Origin of the sequence: Streptomyces sp. NPDC048623 (assembly GCF_040650755.1) — a bacterium.
Lineage (GTDB): Bacteria > Actinomycetota > Actinomycetes > Streptomycetales > Streptomycetaceae > Streptomyces.
The window spans coordinates 321,553-336,876 of the sequence record NZ_JBEZHV010000001.1; the positions used below are offsets into that span (position 1 = coordinate 321,553).

Sequence of the window (15,324 nt, forward strand, 5' to 3'; positions counted from 1 at the left end):
ATCCCGCCGACATGCGCGAGGTGTACCGGACCATGGAACTGACCGTGGACGACCTCGCCCCCGAGCCGGTCGAACAGTTCGCCCGCTGGTTCAAGGACACCGCCGCCAACCCGGCGATCCACGAGCCGAACGCGATGATCGTCTCCACCGCGACCCCCGACGGCCGCCCCTCCTCCCGCACCGTGCTGCTCAAGCACTACGACGAGGCCGGCTTCGTCTTCTTCACCAACTACGGCTCCCGCAAGGGCCGCGAGCTGGCGGCCAACCCGTATGTCTCGCTGCTCTTCCCCTGGCACCCGCTGGCCCGCCAGGTCATCGTCACGGGCCGCGCCGAGCGGGTCGGCCGGGACGAGACGGTGGCGTACTTCCGCACCCGTCCGCACGGCTCCCAGCTCGGCGCGTGGGCCAGCCGGCAGTCCACGGTGATCGAGTCGCGCGCCGAACTCCTCGCCCGCTACGAGGAACTGCACACCCGCTACCCGGAGGGCGAGCAGGTGCCGGTGCCGCCGGAGTGGGGCGGCTTCCGGGTGGTCCCGGACGCGGTGGAGTTCTGGCAGGGCCACGAGAACCGCCTGCACGACCGGCTCCGGTACGTGGCCGAGGCCGGGCCCGGGGGCGAGGCCGGGGCCGGGGCCGGATCCGGGGCCGAGGGCGTGTCCTGGCGGGTCGAGCGGCTCTCGCCCTGAGCCGGGCCGGACTTCACGGTACGGGGACTCATGGTGCCTGGACTCACGGTGCCTGGACTCACGGTGCCGGGAACCGGGCGGCCAGACGTGCCATCCCCCGTTCCAGCTCCCGGCGTGCGCCGAACGGTACGAGCGCGGCGCGCCCGGGCACGCGTACACCCCCGGTGAGCGCCACCCGCGTGCCGCCGCCCTCCTCCGGCGCGGCGGCCATGCCGACCACCAGGAACCGGCTCTGCAGCCAGCACCAGCCGGGCCGCAGCACTCCGTGGAGCCGGGCGCGCATCCCGTAGCGGCTGCGGGCGAGGGCCTCGACGCGGTCGCCGTTGACGCGCAGCACGCGCACCGACCGCATGTCGGGCTGGACGCCACCGAAGCCGTCGAAGCCGCCTTCGAGGTCGCTCATGACAGCCCACACGGCGGCGGGGTCGGCGGGCAGCACCCGCTCGACGAGGCGCGCGCCGCGCACGGCGCCGGCCATGACGCGCAGCCGCCGCACCGGGTCGAGAACATCAGCGGGGATGTCATCCGTCATGCGGACCACGCCTTTCGGAAGCTCTGCCGGGCCCGGTGAAGCCGGGACTTGGCGGTACCGGCGGGAATGCCGAGGACGGCCGCGGCGGCCTCCTCGTCGAGCCCCTCGACGTCCCGGAGCACGAGTACGGCCCGGTGCTCGGGGGACAGCCGGGCGAGTACGTCCCCGATGTCGGCGGCCAGCTGCGGATCGCCCCGCTGCGGCACCTCGGCGAGCACGTCCGTCGCCGGCCGTTCCCGGGCGGCCCGCCGCGCCACCCGTACCGCCTCGCGTACGGCGATCGTCCGCACCCAGCCGTACAGCGTCTCCGGTTCGCGGAGTCTGCGCAGCGAGCGGAAGACGGCGAGCAGGGCCTCCTGGGCGGCGTCGGGGCCGTCGTCGAGGGCGATCGGTCCGCACACGCGCGTGACGTACGGGGCGAGGTGGTCGAGGAGTTCGTGCAGGGCGAGGGTGTCGCCGCGCCGGGCGGCCCGGGCGAGCGCGACACCCCGGTCCCTCGGACGCGGCTCAGCGCCGGAGTTCACGCGCCACCGCCCCGCCGAGTGCGAGACACAGCGGTGTGTACGCGAGCGCGTTCAGCCACGGGAACACAGCCCCCGCCCCGTCCTTTCCGGCGACGATCCAGACGACCCCGACGGCGCCGCGCAGCAGCAGCCCGCCGGCGAACACGGCGGTCCCCAGCTGGGCGAGCCGCGCGAACCGGCCCGCGAGCCCCCACGCGTACGCACCCACGCACACCGCCCCCACACCCTCCATCGCGGCGAGCGGCAGGACGACCGCGGGCCCGAAGGAGACCACGCTCCCCAGGACCGCGAGCGAGAGCCCCCGCTCGTCGCCCGCGGGCCAGACGGCCCCCGTCGCCCAGTACACATGCACGAGCGCGAGCACCCCGAGCAGTACTGCCCCCGCTCGCGCGGCCCTGCGGTTGTCCACCACGGTTACCTCCCCGGTCGAAGTCGACACCCGGAGTCGACACCCGAAGGAGGAGGCGAGCACGAGGAACGTTCCCTGTGACGCGCATCACGACATTCGACGCTCCCGGAAACGCAGACGACCCGTGGGCCTTGGTCCCGTCCGCCTAGGTTCGGACGGGAGCCGGCCGGACTGACCGGCGGCCCACGGGTCGGGTGACTGCGATGGTGTCGGCAGAAGGTCTGCCAAGGTGCACAAGAGTGCGACGGCAGGCCTTAGCCCGCAGCCACCTCGCTGGTCCGGTAAGAAATCACTTCCGGATCACCTCCTTTCATGCGTGGCACACACGATACGAACGCCGCCCCGGGCACTCAACTGATTAATCCGGCTTCATCCCGCCAGGTGTAGGTGAACCCGTCGGCCCGCTGGAGCAGCCTCAGGTTCTCGTGGGACACGTTGAACCGGCCGAGGGGCGTGGCGACGCTGTGCCGACCGGTACTGCGGACCGCGACACGGCCGGTCCAGACCCCCGACCAACGCCCCGCCGGCACAGTGGCGCGCACGAGATCACCGCTTGCGCACGCACGGGCGACGGGTCGCTGTGGCTCGTCGACCGGCGGGACGAGGGCTCGGGCAGGGGGCCTTGTTCGTTTCCGTGGTGCGACGATTTCGTCGAAGCCGATGTGCTCTGCGTCACGTTCCAGTTGAATGAGCCCAGTTGAACGAGGCCAGGGGGGTGCCCGCATGAGTGGCTCTGCGAGTGACACGGCCGATGTGGCGAGGATGCCCGGGATGCCCGGGTCCGATCTCCTCGCCGCCTTGCTCGACGGGATGGACGCGGCGCTGTGCGCGCTGGATGCCGACGGCACCGTCACCCACTGGAACCGGGAGGCCGAGCGGATCCTCGGCTGGTCAGCCGGGGAGGCGGTGGGGCGGCGCGGGTTCGACGGGTGGGCGGCGCGGAGTGCGGACGCCGAGGACATCGCGGGGCGGCTGCGGCGCGCCATGACCGCGCCGGGGCGGCAGGTGCACGAGTTCGCGCTGCTGCGGAAGGACGGCGGGCGGGTCCTGGTCCGTACCCAGACGGCGGGGGTGCGGGGCGCGGACGGGAGCCCGGCGGGGGTGTACTGCGCGTTCAGCGAGGTGCACGTACAGATCGACCTGGAACGCTCGCTGGCGGTGAGCGAGGCGCTGTTCGCGGACGCGGCCTGGGGTGTCGTCCTGGTCGACGTGGACCTGCGGCCCGCCGTCGTCAACGGGTACGCGGCGCGGGCGCTCGGCGCGGCGCGGGCCTCGCTGCTCGGCCGTCCCCTCGGCGAGGTCCTCACCCACGGCGTGGAGGAGCTGGAGAGCGCCCTGCAGCACGTCCTGGCGGCGGGCTCCCCGGCGGAGCCGGCCGACGTGTGGGTGACCCTGCGCGGCCCGCGCGGTGAGCGCGGCGAGCGCCGTCGCTGCTGGCGCTGCGGTTTCGTACGGCTCGCCTCGCCGCTCGCGGAGGGGCCGGAGCCGGTGCCGCTCGGGGTGGCCTGGCTGTTCCAGGACGTCACGGACGACCGGCACGCCGCGCAGGACGCCGACCGGCTGCGGTTCCGCTGGAGCCAGCTGCACCGGGCGAGCGCGGCGGCGGCGGAGGTGGAGGAGCCGCTACGGGCGGCCGCCGTGCTGCTCGACTTCGCCCTGGCGGGCTTCGCCGACCACGTCCTGGTGGACCGCGCGACCCCGGACGGGCGCCTGGTCCGTGCCCTCGCCACCCCGTCCGGCGCCCCGGGCCCGGTCGCACCGGTCGCCACCGGCGGAATCCCGCTCCGTTACGGCCCGGCCCACCCCGCCCTCCGGGCCCTGACCCGCCCGGGCGCCACCCGCACCAGCACCACCCCCGGCACCGACCGCCTCTGGCCCGCCGACGCGGCCCACGCCCTGTGCCTTCCCCTCCGCTCCCGCGCCCGCACCTTCGGCGTCGCCACCTTCCTGCGCTCCCCGTCCCGCCCCGCCTTCGCGCGCGAGGACGCGGTCTACGCGGAGACGGTCGCCGCGCAGGTGGCGGCGGCGCTCGACGGGTCGGGGGAGTGGGGCCGTACCTGACGGACCGGACCTGACGGAGTCGTACGGCCCTGTCCCGCTTCAGCGGCAAGACCTCAGTGGCGGAAGAAGATCCGGTCGCGGTACTCCGTCATCACGCGCCCGTTCCACTCGTGGCCGCCGTCCACGTTGCCCGAGCGCAGCAGCGGCGGCTCGATGCCGAGGCGGACCATCTCCTCGGCGGCCGCGGCCATCGTGGCCTGCATCAGGGCGCTGGTGACGACCGTCGAGGCGGGGGCGAAGGGGGCCTCGACGGCCTCGTGGGTGAGCTCGGCGTCGCCGATCGCGATCTTGGAGTCGAGGACGATGTCGCAGTGGTCCTTGAGGTACGTCCCCGAGACGTGCCGGGACCTCGTCTCCGTGGCGTACGCGACCGAGGTCACCCCGATCACGGTCAGGCCGAGGGCGCGCGCGTTCATCGCCATCTCGACCGGCAGGGCGTTGCGGCCCGACAGGGAGATGATGATCAGGACGTCGCCGGCCCGGGCCGGGGAGGAGTCCAGGACCGCGCCGGCCAGGCCGTCGACCCGCTCCAGGGCCGAGCCGAGGGTCGCGGGCATCACGTCGACGCCGACGACGCCGGGCACGGCGAGCAGGTTCATCAGGGCCAGGCCGCCGGCCCGGTACACCACGTCCTGGGCGGCGAGCGAGGAGTGCCCCGCGCCGAACGCGAACAGCCGGCCGCCCGCGGCGACGGCCTCCGCGATGGCCGTGCCCGCGGCGGCGATGTCCGTCGCGTCCTCGTCCCGCACCTTCTGGAGCAGGCCGATCGCGGCGTCGAAGAACTGTCCGGCCAGCTTGCTCTCGCCCATGGCGGCGGCTCCTTCTCGTCGTGGTCGCGGATCACCGTGCGGTCTGGACCATTGCTCTGTCAATACCGCGTCGCCCCGACGCGTCCCGGTTGTCGGTGCGATGCGCAAGAATTGGTGCAGGGCCAGCGCACGACTCATCGAGGGGCACGTATGTCCGGACTGATCGACACCACGGAGATGTATCTCCGCACCATCCTTGAGCTCGAAGAGGAAGGTGTGGTCCCCATGCGCGCCCGGATCGCCGAGCGGCTGGACCAGAGCGGTCCGACCGTGAGCCAGACCGTGGCCCGCATGGAGCGCGACGGCCTGGTGGCCGTCGCCAGCGACCGCCACCTGGAGCTCACGGACGAGGGCCGCCGCCTGGCCACCCGGGTGATGCGCAAGCACCGGCTGGCCGAGTGCCTGCTGGTCGACGTGATCGGTCTGGAGTGGGAGCAGGTCCACGCCGAGGCCTGCCGCTGGGAGCACGTGATGAGCGAGGCCGTGGAGCGCCGGGTCCTCGAGCTCCTGCGCCACCCCACGGAGTCGCCGTACGGCAACCCGATCCCGGGCCTGGACGAGCTGGGCGACAAGACCGAGGCGGAGTCCTTCCTGGACGACTCGATGGTCTCCCTCGCCGACCTGGAGGCCGGCGGCGAGGCGAAGACGGTGATCGTGCGCCGTATCGGCGAGCCCATCCAGACGGACGCCCAGCTGATGTACACCCTGCGGCGGGCCGGCGTGCAGCCCGGCTCCGTGGTGTCGGTGACGGAGTCCCCGGGCGGCGTCCTGGTCGGCAGCAGCGGCGAGGCGGCCGAGCTGGACGCCGACATCGCGGCCCACGTCTTCGTCGCCAAGCGCTGAGCCCCGGCGCCCCCTTCCGTACGCGGGGCGCCTCTCGTGTCCGTACGAGGGGCGGGCGCTTCTCGGCGAGGGGCGCTTCCCCGTGCGGGGTGCCCGGCGCCATCTCCGGCGAGGGCGCCCGGCGCGCCCCCTGCCCGCCCCGGCGCGTTGACGCGCTCCGTTGACGCGCCCGGTTCACGCCGGGCCCGTTTTACGGCGGAATCGCCACGCGGCGGCGCCCGCCGTGCCACGCTGGTGCGATGAGGGTCGTCGCCCATGAGACGAGCAACCGGACCAGGGGCCGGGGCAGGGGCCGGGGCAGGTCCTGCCCGACCAGGTCCTGGACGAGGGACCACACGAAGAACCCCGGCGCCCGCAGGCGCCGGGGTCCGTCCTCCCCTGTGCTGACCCGGAGCCCCGAGCTCCCAGGGTCAGTCCCCTCGGACCGTTTTCCCCGAGCGGTCCGCCTCCCGCTGAAGATCTCCCCTCGGCCACAGCCGTCAATCCTTGAGCCCTGTCACTCGAACGTGGGGTGTTGAGCGGCAGAAGCGCATTTTCGAATACAGGTTCGATAGTCTGGCGCAGTTCCACGGGAAAGAGGGGGTGCCGAGCAGCATGGTGCGACGACTCGACGTCACGGGAGCCGACGGCGTACGCCTGGCGGCCTGGGACTTCACGGAACGGACCGCGCCACAGGCCGGGCCGGGCGTGTTACTGCTTCACGGGCTGATGGGCCGCGCCTCCCACTGGGCCCCGGCGGCCCGCCGGCTCTCGCCGCGCCACCGCACGATCGCGCTCGACCAGCGCGGCCACGGCGCCAGCGACAAGCCCGCCGCGGGCCCCTTCACGCGCGAGGCGTACGTCTCCGACGCGCGCGCCGCCATCGAACAGCTCGGCATCGGCCCGGTCACCCTCGTCGGGCACTCCATGGGCGCGCTCACCGCCTGGCAGCTCGCCGCCGAGCACCCCGACCTCGTCCACGCCCTCGTCATCTGCGACATGCGCGCCTCCGCGCTCGGCGCGGCCTCGCAGCGCGAGTGGCAGGACTGGTTCCGCCGCTGGCCCACCCCGTTCGCCTCGCTCGACGCCGTCCGCCGGTGGTTCGGCGAGGACGACCCGTGGGTGGAGCGCCCCAACCCCGCCCGCGGCGCCTTCTTCGCCGAGGTGATGACCGAGCGGCCGGACGGCGGCTGGGGCCCGGTCTTCGACCCCGCCCAGATGCTCACCTCCCGCGAGACCTGGGTCCACGACGCCCACTGGGACTCCCTCGCCCAGGTCCGCTGCCCCACCCTCGTCGTCCGCGGCCTCGACGGCGAACTGGGCCGCGCCGAGGCCCAGGAGATGGTCCGCGTCCTCCCCCGCGGCGCCTACGCGGAGATCCCGGACGCGGGCCACCTCCTCCACTACGAGCACGCCGACGCGTGGTGGGACGCGGTCGCCCCGTTCCTGAGCGGCGTCCTCACGTCGTGAGTGGCGTCCTCACGGCGTAGGAGAGTCCGCCCGTACGGACGCCCAGATGCGGTCCGACAGGACCCGGGTCGCCTGGCCGAGGTCGATGTCCTCCGGGGTGGCCAGCCAGCGGTGCGCGGCCACCGCGACCGGGCCGACGACCAGGACCTCCAGGAGCGGGCCGGGGAGCGGGGCGATCTCGCCCGCGTCGACCCAGCGCCTCAGGTGGTCGGCGACCCGGGGGAAGTGGTCCGGTTCGACGCCGCGGGCCCGGTCGGCGTCGACGGCCAGATAGCTGGAGTACGCCGAGCCGTGCAGGTAGCGGGCCACGGCCGGGTGCGCCTCGATGAAGCGCAGATACGTCGTCACGAAGGCCCGGATCCCGGTCCGGGCGGTCCGGGCCCGGTCGTGGGCGGCGAGGGCCTCCGCGTACGTCTGCTGCAGACAGTGGCCGTACAGGGCCGCCGCCAGGCCGTCGAAGCTGCCGAAGTGGTGGTACAGGCTGCCGAGGCTGACCCCGCTCGCCTTCGTCACCGCGTTGACGGTGAACCCGGCCTGCCCGGACGTGGCGAACACCTCCAGTGCCGCGGCCAGGAGACGTTCGACGGTGGCCTCGCCACGGGACTGCTTTGCCATGCAGGGAGTATAGGCAGGGGTGAACAACTCGAACATTTTTCTAGAAACATTCTCCAGAATGAGGGCCTCCTGCTCCATACTGCGGCCATGGATGATCTGTTGATGAAGCTTGTCTCCGCGGCCATCATGGGCGGGTTGATCGGCCTGGCGGGATACGCCGGCGCCGCGCGCCGCCGCCGGCAGGCCGCCCGCGCCGAGGCCACCGGGACCTCCACGGAGGACCCCACCCAGGCGCTGCTGCGGCACGCCGAGCGAGCCGACCGCGAACGGGACGAACTGGCCTCCCAGGGGCGCTTCACCGACGCGCTCGGTCACGCCCAGGAGGCCGTCGACCACTGGACCGCCCTCACCCAGGCCCGCGTCGGCCGGTTCCAGGGCGAACGGCAGTCCGCCCTGCGCCGCCTCCAGGAACTGCGCACCCGCGCCGGTTCGGCCTGAGCGCGGCTGAGGGTACGGGTGCGGACCCGCACCCTCAGCCAGGCCCGCGTCAGCGGGCGGCGGTGACGAAGGCCGCCCAGGCGGCGGGGGAGAGGGTGAGGGAGGGGAGGGCGGTGTCCTTGGAGTCGCGGACGTGCACGGCGTGGGGGCAGGCGGCGACCTCGACGCAGTCGCCGCCCTGCTCGACGCTGTACGAGGACTTCGTCCAGGCGACGGCAACTTCTACGCAGGCGTCGAGCTGCTCGCCGCTGTGGCTGCTCTTGAACCAGTTGAGGTCGTTGCTCATAGCTTGTCCGCCACCTGTTCGATCCATCGTGCTGATTCTTCCGACGAGAGCGCCTGGGCTCGCAGAGTGCCGTAGCGAGCGAAGGCATCCCCCAAGTCGGGCTGCTCAGTGAGAAAGTACCTGCCGCTCTGCCCCTCGACATACACGAGTTGATTCTCGCGACGCTCGGTCTCCAGCATGATGTACGAGCCGCTGAGGCCGGCATGGACTTCCAGATCCTCCGGCATGACCTGGATCTCCACGTGCCGCATTCGGCCGACATCAAGGATGTGGAACAGGTTGTCCTTGAGGACCTGCGGACCCCCGATGGGGCGGGTGAGCACGGTCTTCTCCAGGACGAAGCTGACGAGCGGCGCGGGCTTGCGGTGGAGCACCGCATGTCTGGCCATACGGGCCTCGATCATGGTCTCGCGCTCGCCGTCCTCCCACGGCGGGATGGCGCAGTTGAACACCGCTCGCGCGTACTCCGGCGTCTGCAGCAACCCCGGGATGACGCGGTTCTCGTACGCGGAGATGGCGACGGCCTTGGCTTCCTCCTCCAGGTAGTCCTCGAACCAGGCCGGTACCGCGCTGAGCGGCACCTCCTCCGCGACTTCCATCAGTGCACCTTGTGCACCCAGCGTGTCGTCCGCGATCGGGACGAAGTTCCCCCTCGCGCGGCGCTCGCCGCGCTCGATCATGGCCACCTGGGACTTGGAATACCCGGTCGCCGACCCCAGCTTCTCCTGCGAAACACCCGCCCGCTCCCGGTAGAAGCGCAGCAGTCTTCCGAAGGCCTTCGCAGCCCCTGGGCTCGCCTTGCTCACACCCGACCTCCCTGATCTCACAGTCCGCCACAAACGTCCTGTGGCGCTGGTCACAAGTACAGCCGGGCCGCCAAGCTGGCCGCATGAATTCGCGCAAGTCGCTTGACACGATGCCCCCATGGGTACCCGCGACCGGCCACGCCCTCCGGCATGTCGGCGTCCACTTCGACGCCGTCCGCATCGCCGGGTTCCTCGGGGAGGACGTGGCGTACCGGCTCATGGAGTTCACGGACTTCAGCGCCGGGCCGATCGTCCGCGCGGCGAACGGTCCGACGTACCACTACTTCCTGCTCGCGCCCGGCGCAGCCGCCGCGCGCGCGTGGCCCGCGCCGGCGCGGGCGCTGGGCCGGAGCGGGGGTGCCGTCGGTGGGGAGGCGTTCGTCGGGATTCCGGCGTTGTACGGGGTGACGTGGCCGCTCGACTGGCGGTCGCGGCCGACCGACACCGACCCCTTCGTGGAACCGGCCCTGCTCCACGCGATGGTGGTCAGGGCCGTCGGGTGAGACCGCTCAGCCCAGCTTCTTGACCTGGGCGTCGATGAGTTCCTTCGGCGGCTCGACCGGCTTCTTGTCGTACGGAGCCGTGATGAACAGGGCCGCCGTGGAGCCGCGGCGCACGACCGTGAAGTAGCTGCCCGCCGAGCCGGCGCTGGACAGGTGGAAGGCCACCGCCTCGTCGCCGGCGTCCGGGGCCTTGAGGGGCTTGACCGTCGTGCGGGAGGGGACACCGCCCTCGAACGCCGTGCACTTCTCCAGGGCGGTACGCAGGTTGCCCAGGAGCTTCTCGGCGTCGGACTGCTCGTACGAGAGCAGGACGATGGTGAAGCCGGAACCGTTGGTCTCGCCCATCATGCTGAGCGCGATCTGGCCCTTGGCGGCCTTGGGTGCCGGGGTCTTGCTCGGGATGTTGATGTCGTAGATCGGCTGGCAGTCGGCCGGGGACGTCTTCAGGCTGTCCCTGGGGCTGACCGGCCAGTCCTGGAACATGTAGCCGCTGATGTCGGCGAGGTTCAGGAGCGCCGTGGACAGCTGGGCGTCCGTGAGCGGGGGAGCCGCGGGCTTGCCGGGGTCCGTCTTCGGCTTGCCCTGTCCGCTCTGCCCGTCCTGCCCGTCCTGCCCGGCGCCGGTCGTCGCCGAGGCCTTCGGCCCGGCCGACGCACCCGCGTCCGTACCACCGCCACCACACCCGGCCAGCAGAAACGCCGCCAGAACCGCCCCCAGGGCTGCCGATCTTCGCACGCCAACTCCCCCTGCTCGTCGCCTATTTCAGGATTCGGAGGGTGATCCTCGCATGATCGGTCGCACCCGGCAAAGGTGAGGCTGGTCATATCCGTGCCGTTTTCGGTTCAACCAAGTACACGATGCGGAGGGGGAGTTGACGGCGAGCCGAGGCCCGTCAGAACGCGAAGACCGAGCCCTCGCCCGTCGCCACGCGCAGCTCGCACTCGTTGCCGTAGCGCGCCGACCAGCGGACCCGCTTGCCCTGCCAGACGCCGTCGCCGGTGACCGTGACCGGGTCCCACTCGCGGGTGCAGGGGCGGTGGCGGGAGACGACGCTGAGGCGGGTGAAGTCGCCCTTCACCTCGGCGAGTTCGCGGCAGGCCTCGACGGGGGCGGGGTGGGTGCCGGAGGGGGCCGGGGTGCAGGCGAGGGTGACGGCGCGGATCGTCGTGGCGGTGCGAGGGTGCTCGCCCTTGCCGACGGTGAGGACCAGCGCGGTCGGTGCGTAGAGGCCGGGCGTCATGGCGGTGGCGGTGACGGGAGCGGTGGCGGCGGCGGTCACGGGTTCGGCGGTGGCCGAGCCGGTGAACGCCGTGGTGACCAGGGCGAGGCCGGTCGCGGTGGCGAACACGGTGGCGCCGAGCGGTCGGAAGTAGCGCACGGGGACTGTCCCTTCACGGGGGATCGGGGGATGCGCGCCGGCTCGGCCGCGTTGGTCGGGCGCGGCGCCCGCCGGCTGCGGTCCGGAGTCTTGTCGACGCGGAGGGTGATCGCACATCCGGCCGCAAGAATCCGGCCGCACGTGTGTGCGAGCCCTCAACGCCCGGTTACTGAACGGTCATTCGGGCAGTTGGCAGGCGGTGTTCCGGTACGCCGCCGGGCCGTGACCCGCCGCCCGCGCGAGCCGCGCGCCCGGTCCGTACAAGCCGAAACAATCCGCTGACCTGCACCGATCCCGTAATCGTCCAGGCTTGGACCAGTCGCCCGCCCCCATGATCGTCCGGAACCGCCGCCCCCGGAACGCCGTGGGGCCCGGTCCGTCGTTCCGGACCGGGCCCCACGCCACGCGCGGCCGCGTACGACTCAGCCCTTGCTGACCGCCGCCAGGATCTCCGGCAGGCGCTTCGCCACCCGCGGCGCCGCCAGCTTCAGCCCGCCCCAGACCATCAGGGCGGCGTAGAGCGCGCCGCCCGGGAGCAGCAGCCACAGCGCCGACTCCTGGTCCGTGAGGTGCAGGACGAGGTTGGCGACGAGCACCGGGGCGCAGAGGACCGCCGCGGAGAGCATGCCGCCGAAGATGGAGATCCAGGCGAGGCCGGCCTGGCCCGGTGCGACGTTCTTGTACGCGCTGTCCTGCGGGATCGAGTACGGGAAGTTCGCCGAGGCGAACGCACCCGTCGCCATCATCGCGCCGAGCAGCGCGAGCGCGGTGCCGAGGGCCTCGGGGAAGGAGCCCCACTCGCCGAGGACGGAGGCCGTGGCGACGAGCACGAGCAGCGTGTACGGCACCGTGATCAGGAGCAGGGCGAGGGCGCGGGCCCGCAGTTCGGCGTAGGCGTCGGCAGTCGTCGAGATGGTCTGGGCGACCATCCAGAAGGCGGAGGTGTCCTGGCCGAACTGGTTGTACATCTGCACGCCGAGCATGCCGGAGGCGAAGCACGCGAAGTACAGCGAGCCGGTGCCCTGGATCGCGTTGAAGAGCGGGACGATCGCGCCGATCGCCAGCGAGGTCACCCACGCGCCCTTCGTCTTCGGGTCGCGCCAGATGTAGCGCAGGCTGCGCTCCATCACGGTGCCGGTGCGCCCGCCCGGCAGGATGCGGCCGAGGAGGCCGGAGGAGGACTTGTCCTTGGCGCCGGCATCGGAGGCGGCGCCGATGGTGGAGCCGTCGGGCTCGACCATCAGGCGGACGAGCGAGCGCTGCCACCAGCGGAGGAGCCCGGCCAGCGCGGCGGCCGTGAGCAGGAGCTTGGCCGCGGCGACCGCGTAATCACCGGTGCTCGCCGCGTCGATCGCGGAGACCGCGGACGCGGGCGGCAGCCAGCCGACGACCTCGGCGGCCGGTTCGAGGGTGGAGAGGCCGCCCCCCGACTGACTGAGCCGCTGGGCGCCGAAGTTGACCACCTGCACGCCGACCGCGATCACCAGGCCGGAGAGCACGGCGAGGTCGCGGCCCTTGCGCGAGGTGAGGAGCCGTACGTTCGCGGCGGCCACGGCCCGCGAGAGCGCCACGCAGCCCACCACGAGCAGCGGTACGGCGAGCACGGCGGCGCCCACCCCGGCGGCGCCGTGCGCGAGCGCGAGGGCCGAGCCGGTCGCCAGGCACAGGGTGAGGACCGGGCCGACGCCGACGAGCGAGGCGACGAGCAGTGCCCGTACCAGCGGCTGGGGCGCCAGCGGCAGCATCGTCAGGCGCGAGGGGTCGAGGGTCTCGTCCCCGCTCGGCACGAACAGCGGCATGACCGTCCAGGCGAGCGCGAGGACGCCGGCGATCAGCACCGTGACGGTGGCGGCGTCGGTGTGGCCGCGCAGGAGCAGGAAGGCGAGCATCATGCCCGCGGCGAAGAACAACGCCACGACGATCGACGCGACGTAGGCGGCGGTGCGGCCGCCCGACTGCTTCAGGCCGTTCTTCAGGAGCGACAGCTTGAGCCGTACGAAGACCGAGGTCAGCGACGGAGCCTCGGCCGCGGGGGACAGGGTCGTCATCGGGGCGAACCGCCGCCCAGCCAGTCCAGCGACGCGCCCGCGTCCCGCCCGTTCGCGCCCACCAGCTCCAGGAACGCGGCCTGGAGCGACGGCGCCTCGCCCCGCACCTGGGCGAGCGGGCCCTGCGCGCGGATCTGGCCGGCGGCCATCACGGCCACCCAGTCGCACAGCGACTCCACCAGCTCCATGACGTGGCTGGAGAAGACGACGGTGGCGCCGGATGAGGTGTACCGCTCCAGGACCCCGCGGATGGTCTGCGCCGACACCGGGTCGACGCCCTCGAACGGCTCGTCCAGGAACAGCACTTCCGGGTTGTGGAGCAGCGCCGCCGCGAGACCGATCTTCTTCCGCATACCGGTCGAGTAGTCGACCACCAGCTTGTGTTGCGCGCCGGTCAGGTCCAGTACGTCGAGCAGCTGCGCCGCGCGCTTGTCGACCTCGGCGCCGGGCAGACCGCGCAGCCGCCCGCTGTACGCGAGGAGTTCACGGCCCGAGAGGCGCTCGAAGAGCCGCAGTCCCTCGGGCAGGATGCCGATCCGGGCCTTCACCTGGGCGACGGACTCGGGGTCGGCCCACACGTCGTGGCCGGCGACCCGGATCCGGCCGGCGTCGGGCCGCAGCAGACCGGTGATCATCGAGAGGGTGGTGGTCTTGCCGGCGCCGTTCGGGCCGACGAGACCGATGAACTTGCCCGCGGGCAGGACGAGATCGATGCCGTTGACGGCGATCTGCTGTCCGAAGCGCTTCCAGAGCCCCTCGACCTGAACGGCGGGCGGCGCACCGTGCCCGTGCCCCGGTGCGTCGCCCGCCGTCGTGCCCGTCGTCTCGCCCGCCCCCGCGAACTGTCCCTCGTATGCCCGGTCAGGCACCATGCTGCGTCAACCCTTCGGTTGTCCCCGTGTAGTCGGAAACCACCTTACGGCTGAGCGCGATCGCGCCACATGGCAAGGACCACGCCATGATCGGCCCCGCAGATTGCCGGAACCGGGCAGCGGACCCGCCCCTGTGCCCGCTACCCCTTGCGCGCCCGCGCGTCCGCCGCCTCCCGGCCGCACGCGTACGCCAGCGCGCTGATCAGCTCCTCCGCGTCCGGCAGCCAGCGGTTCGCGGCCGTGGGCTTACGGGCCCACTGCACCGCCCCGCTGCCGCCGACCCGGGTCGGCGGGCCCGCCACGTAGAAACCCTCGCCGCGCGTGGTGAGATCGATGGAGGACGGCACCCAGCCCAGCTTCCGCACCAGGTCCGGCACCTTGACCGCGGCGCCCGGCAGCACGAAGAAGAACATCCGGCGGTCGGGCGTGCAGGTCACCGGGCCGAGCGTCAGATCCATCCGCTCCATGCGGGCCAGGGCGAGGAAGCCGGCCGACTCGGACACCTCGATCGCGTCGAAGGTACGGCCGGTGGGCAGCAGGATCGACGCCTTCGGCTGCTTCGACCACATCCGCCGCGCCCCCACGGCGCTGCCCGTCGCCTGCGTCGACCAGTCCGGGCGGGCGGGGTGCGCACCGGGCGCCGGGCACTCGTCCGCGCCGCAGGAGCAGCGCTCCCTGCCCTCGACCGCCTCCAGCCAGGTCCCGGGGAACACGTCCCAGTGCCGCTCTTCCGCGTACCGCACGGCGTTGTCCAGCAGCAGCTCGCCCCGCTGCTTGGGGATCTGTGCGGCTTCCGTGACTCCCATGGTCTCTTCCACGTCGAACACAACTCCCCACGTCACCAGGGGTTACGGGCGCCGTGGACAGCGGTGTGGCGCATCGATCCTGCATGCGGGGCGCACGGGTGCACGGGCGGGGGCGCGCGTGGGGCCGGGGAGCGGCGGGCGGGTATCCACAGGTGGGGGGCGTCGGAGCCGTGCCGCGCTGCGGCCGGTTGTCGGCCGACGTGTCCGGTTTCGCGTGTTCACATCTGCATTGACCGGATATTCGCCGGGCAGTGATCCA

General features: G+C 72.7%; 18 protein-coding genes. 6 read left to right on the top strand and 12 right to left on the bottom strand.

Going from position 1 to position 15,324, the window contains the following annotated elements; all coding sequences use genetic code 11:
• The first annotated feature begins 11 nt into the window (after nt 1-11).
• Complete coding sequence (gene pdxH, locus AB0C73_RS01625) at nt 12-686, top strand: pyridoxamine 5'-phosphate oxidase (protein WP_362523861.1); 675 nt, start codon at nt 12-14, stop codon at nt 684-686.
• A 58-nt stretch (nt 687-744) separates the two neighbouring features.
• On the opposite strand, the gene AB0C73_RS01630 is transcribed toward pdxH, so the two are convergent.
• From AB0C73_RS01630 to AB0C73_RS01640, 3 genes are read right to left on the bottom strand one after another with little or no spacing between them, the layout of a single operon-like run.
• Entirely contained in the window at nt 745-1,218 is a 474-nt protein-coding gene (locus AB0C73_RS01630) for a hypothetical protein (protein ID WP_362523364.1), read from the bottom strand.
• Complete coding sequence (locus AB0C73_RS01635) at nt 1,215-1,742, bottom strand: sigma-70 family RNA polymerase sigma factor (RefSeq protein WP_362523366.1); 528 nt, start codon at nt 1,740-1,742, stop codon at nt 1,215-1,217. The genes AB0C73_RS01630 and AB0C73_RS01635 overlap by 4 nt, the downstream gene beginning before the upstream one ends.
• A complete protein-coding gene (locus tag AB0C73_RS01640; RefSeq protein ID WP_362523368.1) occupies nt 1,726-2,154 on the bottom strand; it encodes a DUF3995 domain-containing protein in 429 nt (142 codons plus the stop codon). Before AB0C73_RS01640 ends, AB0C73_RS01635 begins: the two co-directional genes overlap by 17 nt.
• Nucleotides 2,155-2,874: 720 nt before the next feature.
• On the opposite strand from AB0C73_RS01640, the gene AB0C73_RS01645 reads away from it, so the two are divergent.
• On the top strand, nt 2,875-4,212 hold the full coding sequence (locus AB0C73_RS01645) for a PAS domain-containing protein (RefSeq protein ID WP_362523370.1): 1,338 nt from the start codon (nt 2,875-2,877) through the stop codon (nt 4,210-4,212).
• A 53-nt stretch (nt 4,213-4,265) separates the two neighbouring features.
• Here the strand turns inward: AB0C73_RS01645 and AB0C73_RS01650 are convergent, their stop codons facing one another.
• Nucleotides 4,266-5,021 carry an SIS domain-containing protein gene (locus AB0C73_RS01650; protein ID WP_362523372.1) on the bottom strand — a complete coding sequence of 252 codons (756 nt, stop codon included), beginning with the start codon at nt 5,019-5,021 and terminating at the stop codon, nt 4,266-4,268.
• Nucleotides 5,022-5,171: 150 nt separating this feature from the next.
• On the opposite strand from AB0C73_RS01650, the gene AB0C73_RS01655 reads away from it, so the two are divergent.
• Both AB0C73_RS01655 and AB0C73_RS01660 read left to right on the top strand, forming a co-directional pair.
• On the top strand, nt 5,172-5,864 hold the full coding sequence (locus AB0C73_RS01655; protein ID WP_362523374.1) for a metal-dependent transcriptional regulator: 693 nt from the start codon (nt 5,172-5,174) through the stop codon (nt 5,862-5,864).
• Between the two features lie 594 nt (nt 5,865-6,458).
• Nucleotides 6,459-7,313, top strand: coding sequence for an alpha/beta hydrolase (locus AB0C73_RS01660; protein ID WP_362523376.1), 855 nt, complete (start codon nt 6,459-6,461; stop codon nt 7,311-7,313).
• A 9-nt stretch (nt 7,314-7,322) separates the two neighbouring features.
• Here AB0C73_RS01660 and AB0C73_RS01665 read toward each other — a convergent pair whose 3' ends face one another.
• A complete protein-coding gene (locus tag AB0C73_RS01665) occupies nt 7,323-7,928 on the bottom strand; it encodes a TetR/AcrR family transcriptional regulator (protein WP_362523378.1) in 606 nt (201 codons plus the stop codon).
• 87 nt (nt 7,929-8,015) lie between these two features.
• On the opposite strand from AB0C73_RS01665, the gene AB0C73_RS01670 reads away from it, so the two are divergent.
• A complete protein-coding gene (locus tag AB0C73_RS01670; protein ID WP_362523380.1) occupies nt 8,016-8,366 on the top strand; it encodes a hypothetical protein in 351 nt (116 codons plus the stop codon).
• 49 nt (nt 8,367-8,415) lie between these two features.
• On the opposite strand, the gene AB0C73_RS01675 is transcribed toward AB0C73_RS01670, so the two are convergent.
• Both AB0C73_RS01675 and AB0C73_RS01680 read right to left on the bottom strand, forming a co-directional pair.
• Nucleotides 8,416-8,652: a DUF397 domain-containing protein gene (locus AB0C73_RS01675; protein ID WP_362523382.1), complete on the bottom strand. Its 237-nt coding sequence runs from the start codon at nt 8,650-8,652 to the stop codon at nt 8,416-8,418.
• Entirely contained in the window at nt 8,649-9,458 is an 810-nt protein-coding gene (locus AB0C73_RS01680) for a helix-turn-helix transcriptional regulator (protein WP_362523384.1), read from the bottom strand. Before AB0C73_RS01680 ends, AB0C73_RS01675 begins: the two co-directional genes overlap by 4 nt.
• Before the next feature lie 83 nt (nt 9,459-9,541).
• On the opposite strand from AB0C73_RS01680, the gene AB0C73_RS01685 reads away from it, so the two are divergent.
• Nucleotides 9,542-9,961: a hypothetical protein gene (locus AB0C73_RS01685; protein WP_362523386.1), complete on the top strand. Its 420-nt coding sequence runs from the start codon at nt 9,542-9,544 to the stop codon at nt 9,959-9,961.
• 6 nt (nt 9,962-9,967) lie between these two features.
• Here AB0C73_RS01685 and AB0C73_RS01690 read toward each other — a convergent pair whose 3' ends face one another.
• The 5 genes from AB0C73_RS01690 to AB0C73_RS01710 form a co-directional block, all read right to left on the bottom strand.
• Nucleotides 9,968-10,696, bottom strand: a complete 729-nt coding sequence (locus AB0C73_RS01690; protein ID WP_362523388.1) for a hypothetical protein — start codon at nt 10,694-10,696, stop codon at nt 9,968-9,970.
• 157 nt (nt 10,697-10,853) lie between these two features.
• On the bottom strand, nt 10,854-11,339 hold the full coding sequence (locus AB0C73_RS01695; protein WP_362523390.1) for a subtilase-type protease inhibitor: 486 nt from the start codon (nt 11,337-11,339) through the stop codon (nt 10,854-10,856).
• A 422-nt stretch (nt 11,340-11,761) separates the two neighbouring features.
• Complete coding sequence (locus AB0C73_RS01700) at nt 11,762-13,387, bottom strand: transporter (RefSeq protein WP_362523392.1); 1,626 nt, start codon at nt 13,385-13,387, stop codon at nt 11,762-11,764.
• Complete coding sequence (locus AB0C73_RS01705; RefSeq protein WP_362523863.1) at nt 13,384-14,256, bottom strand: ABC transporter ATP-binding protein; 873 nt, start codon at nt 14,254-14,256, stop codon at nt 13,384-13,386. Before AB0C73_RS01705 ends, AB0C73_RS01700 begins: the two co-directional genes overlap by 4 nt.
• 143 nt (nt 14,257-14,399) lie before the next feature.
• Nucleotides 14,400-15,065, bottom strand: a complete 666-nt coding sequence (locus tag AB0C73_RS01710; RefSeq protein ID WP_362523394.1) for a bifunctional DNA primase/polymerase — start codon at nt 15,063-15,065, stop codon at nt 14,400-14,402.
• Nucleotides 15,066-15,324: the final 259 nt, after the last annotated feature.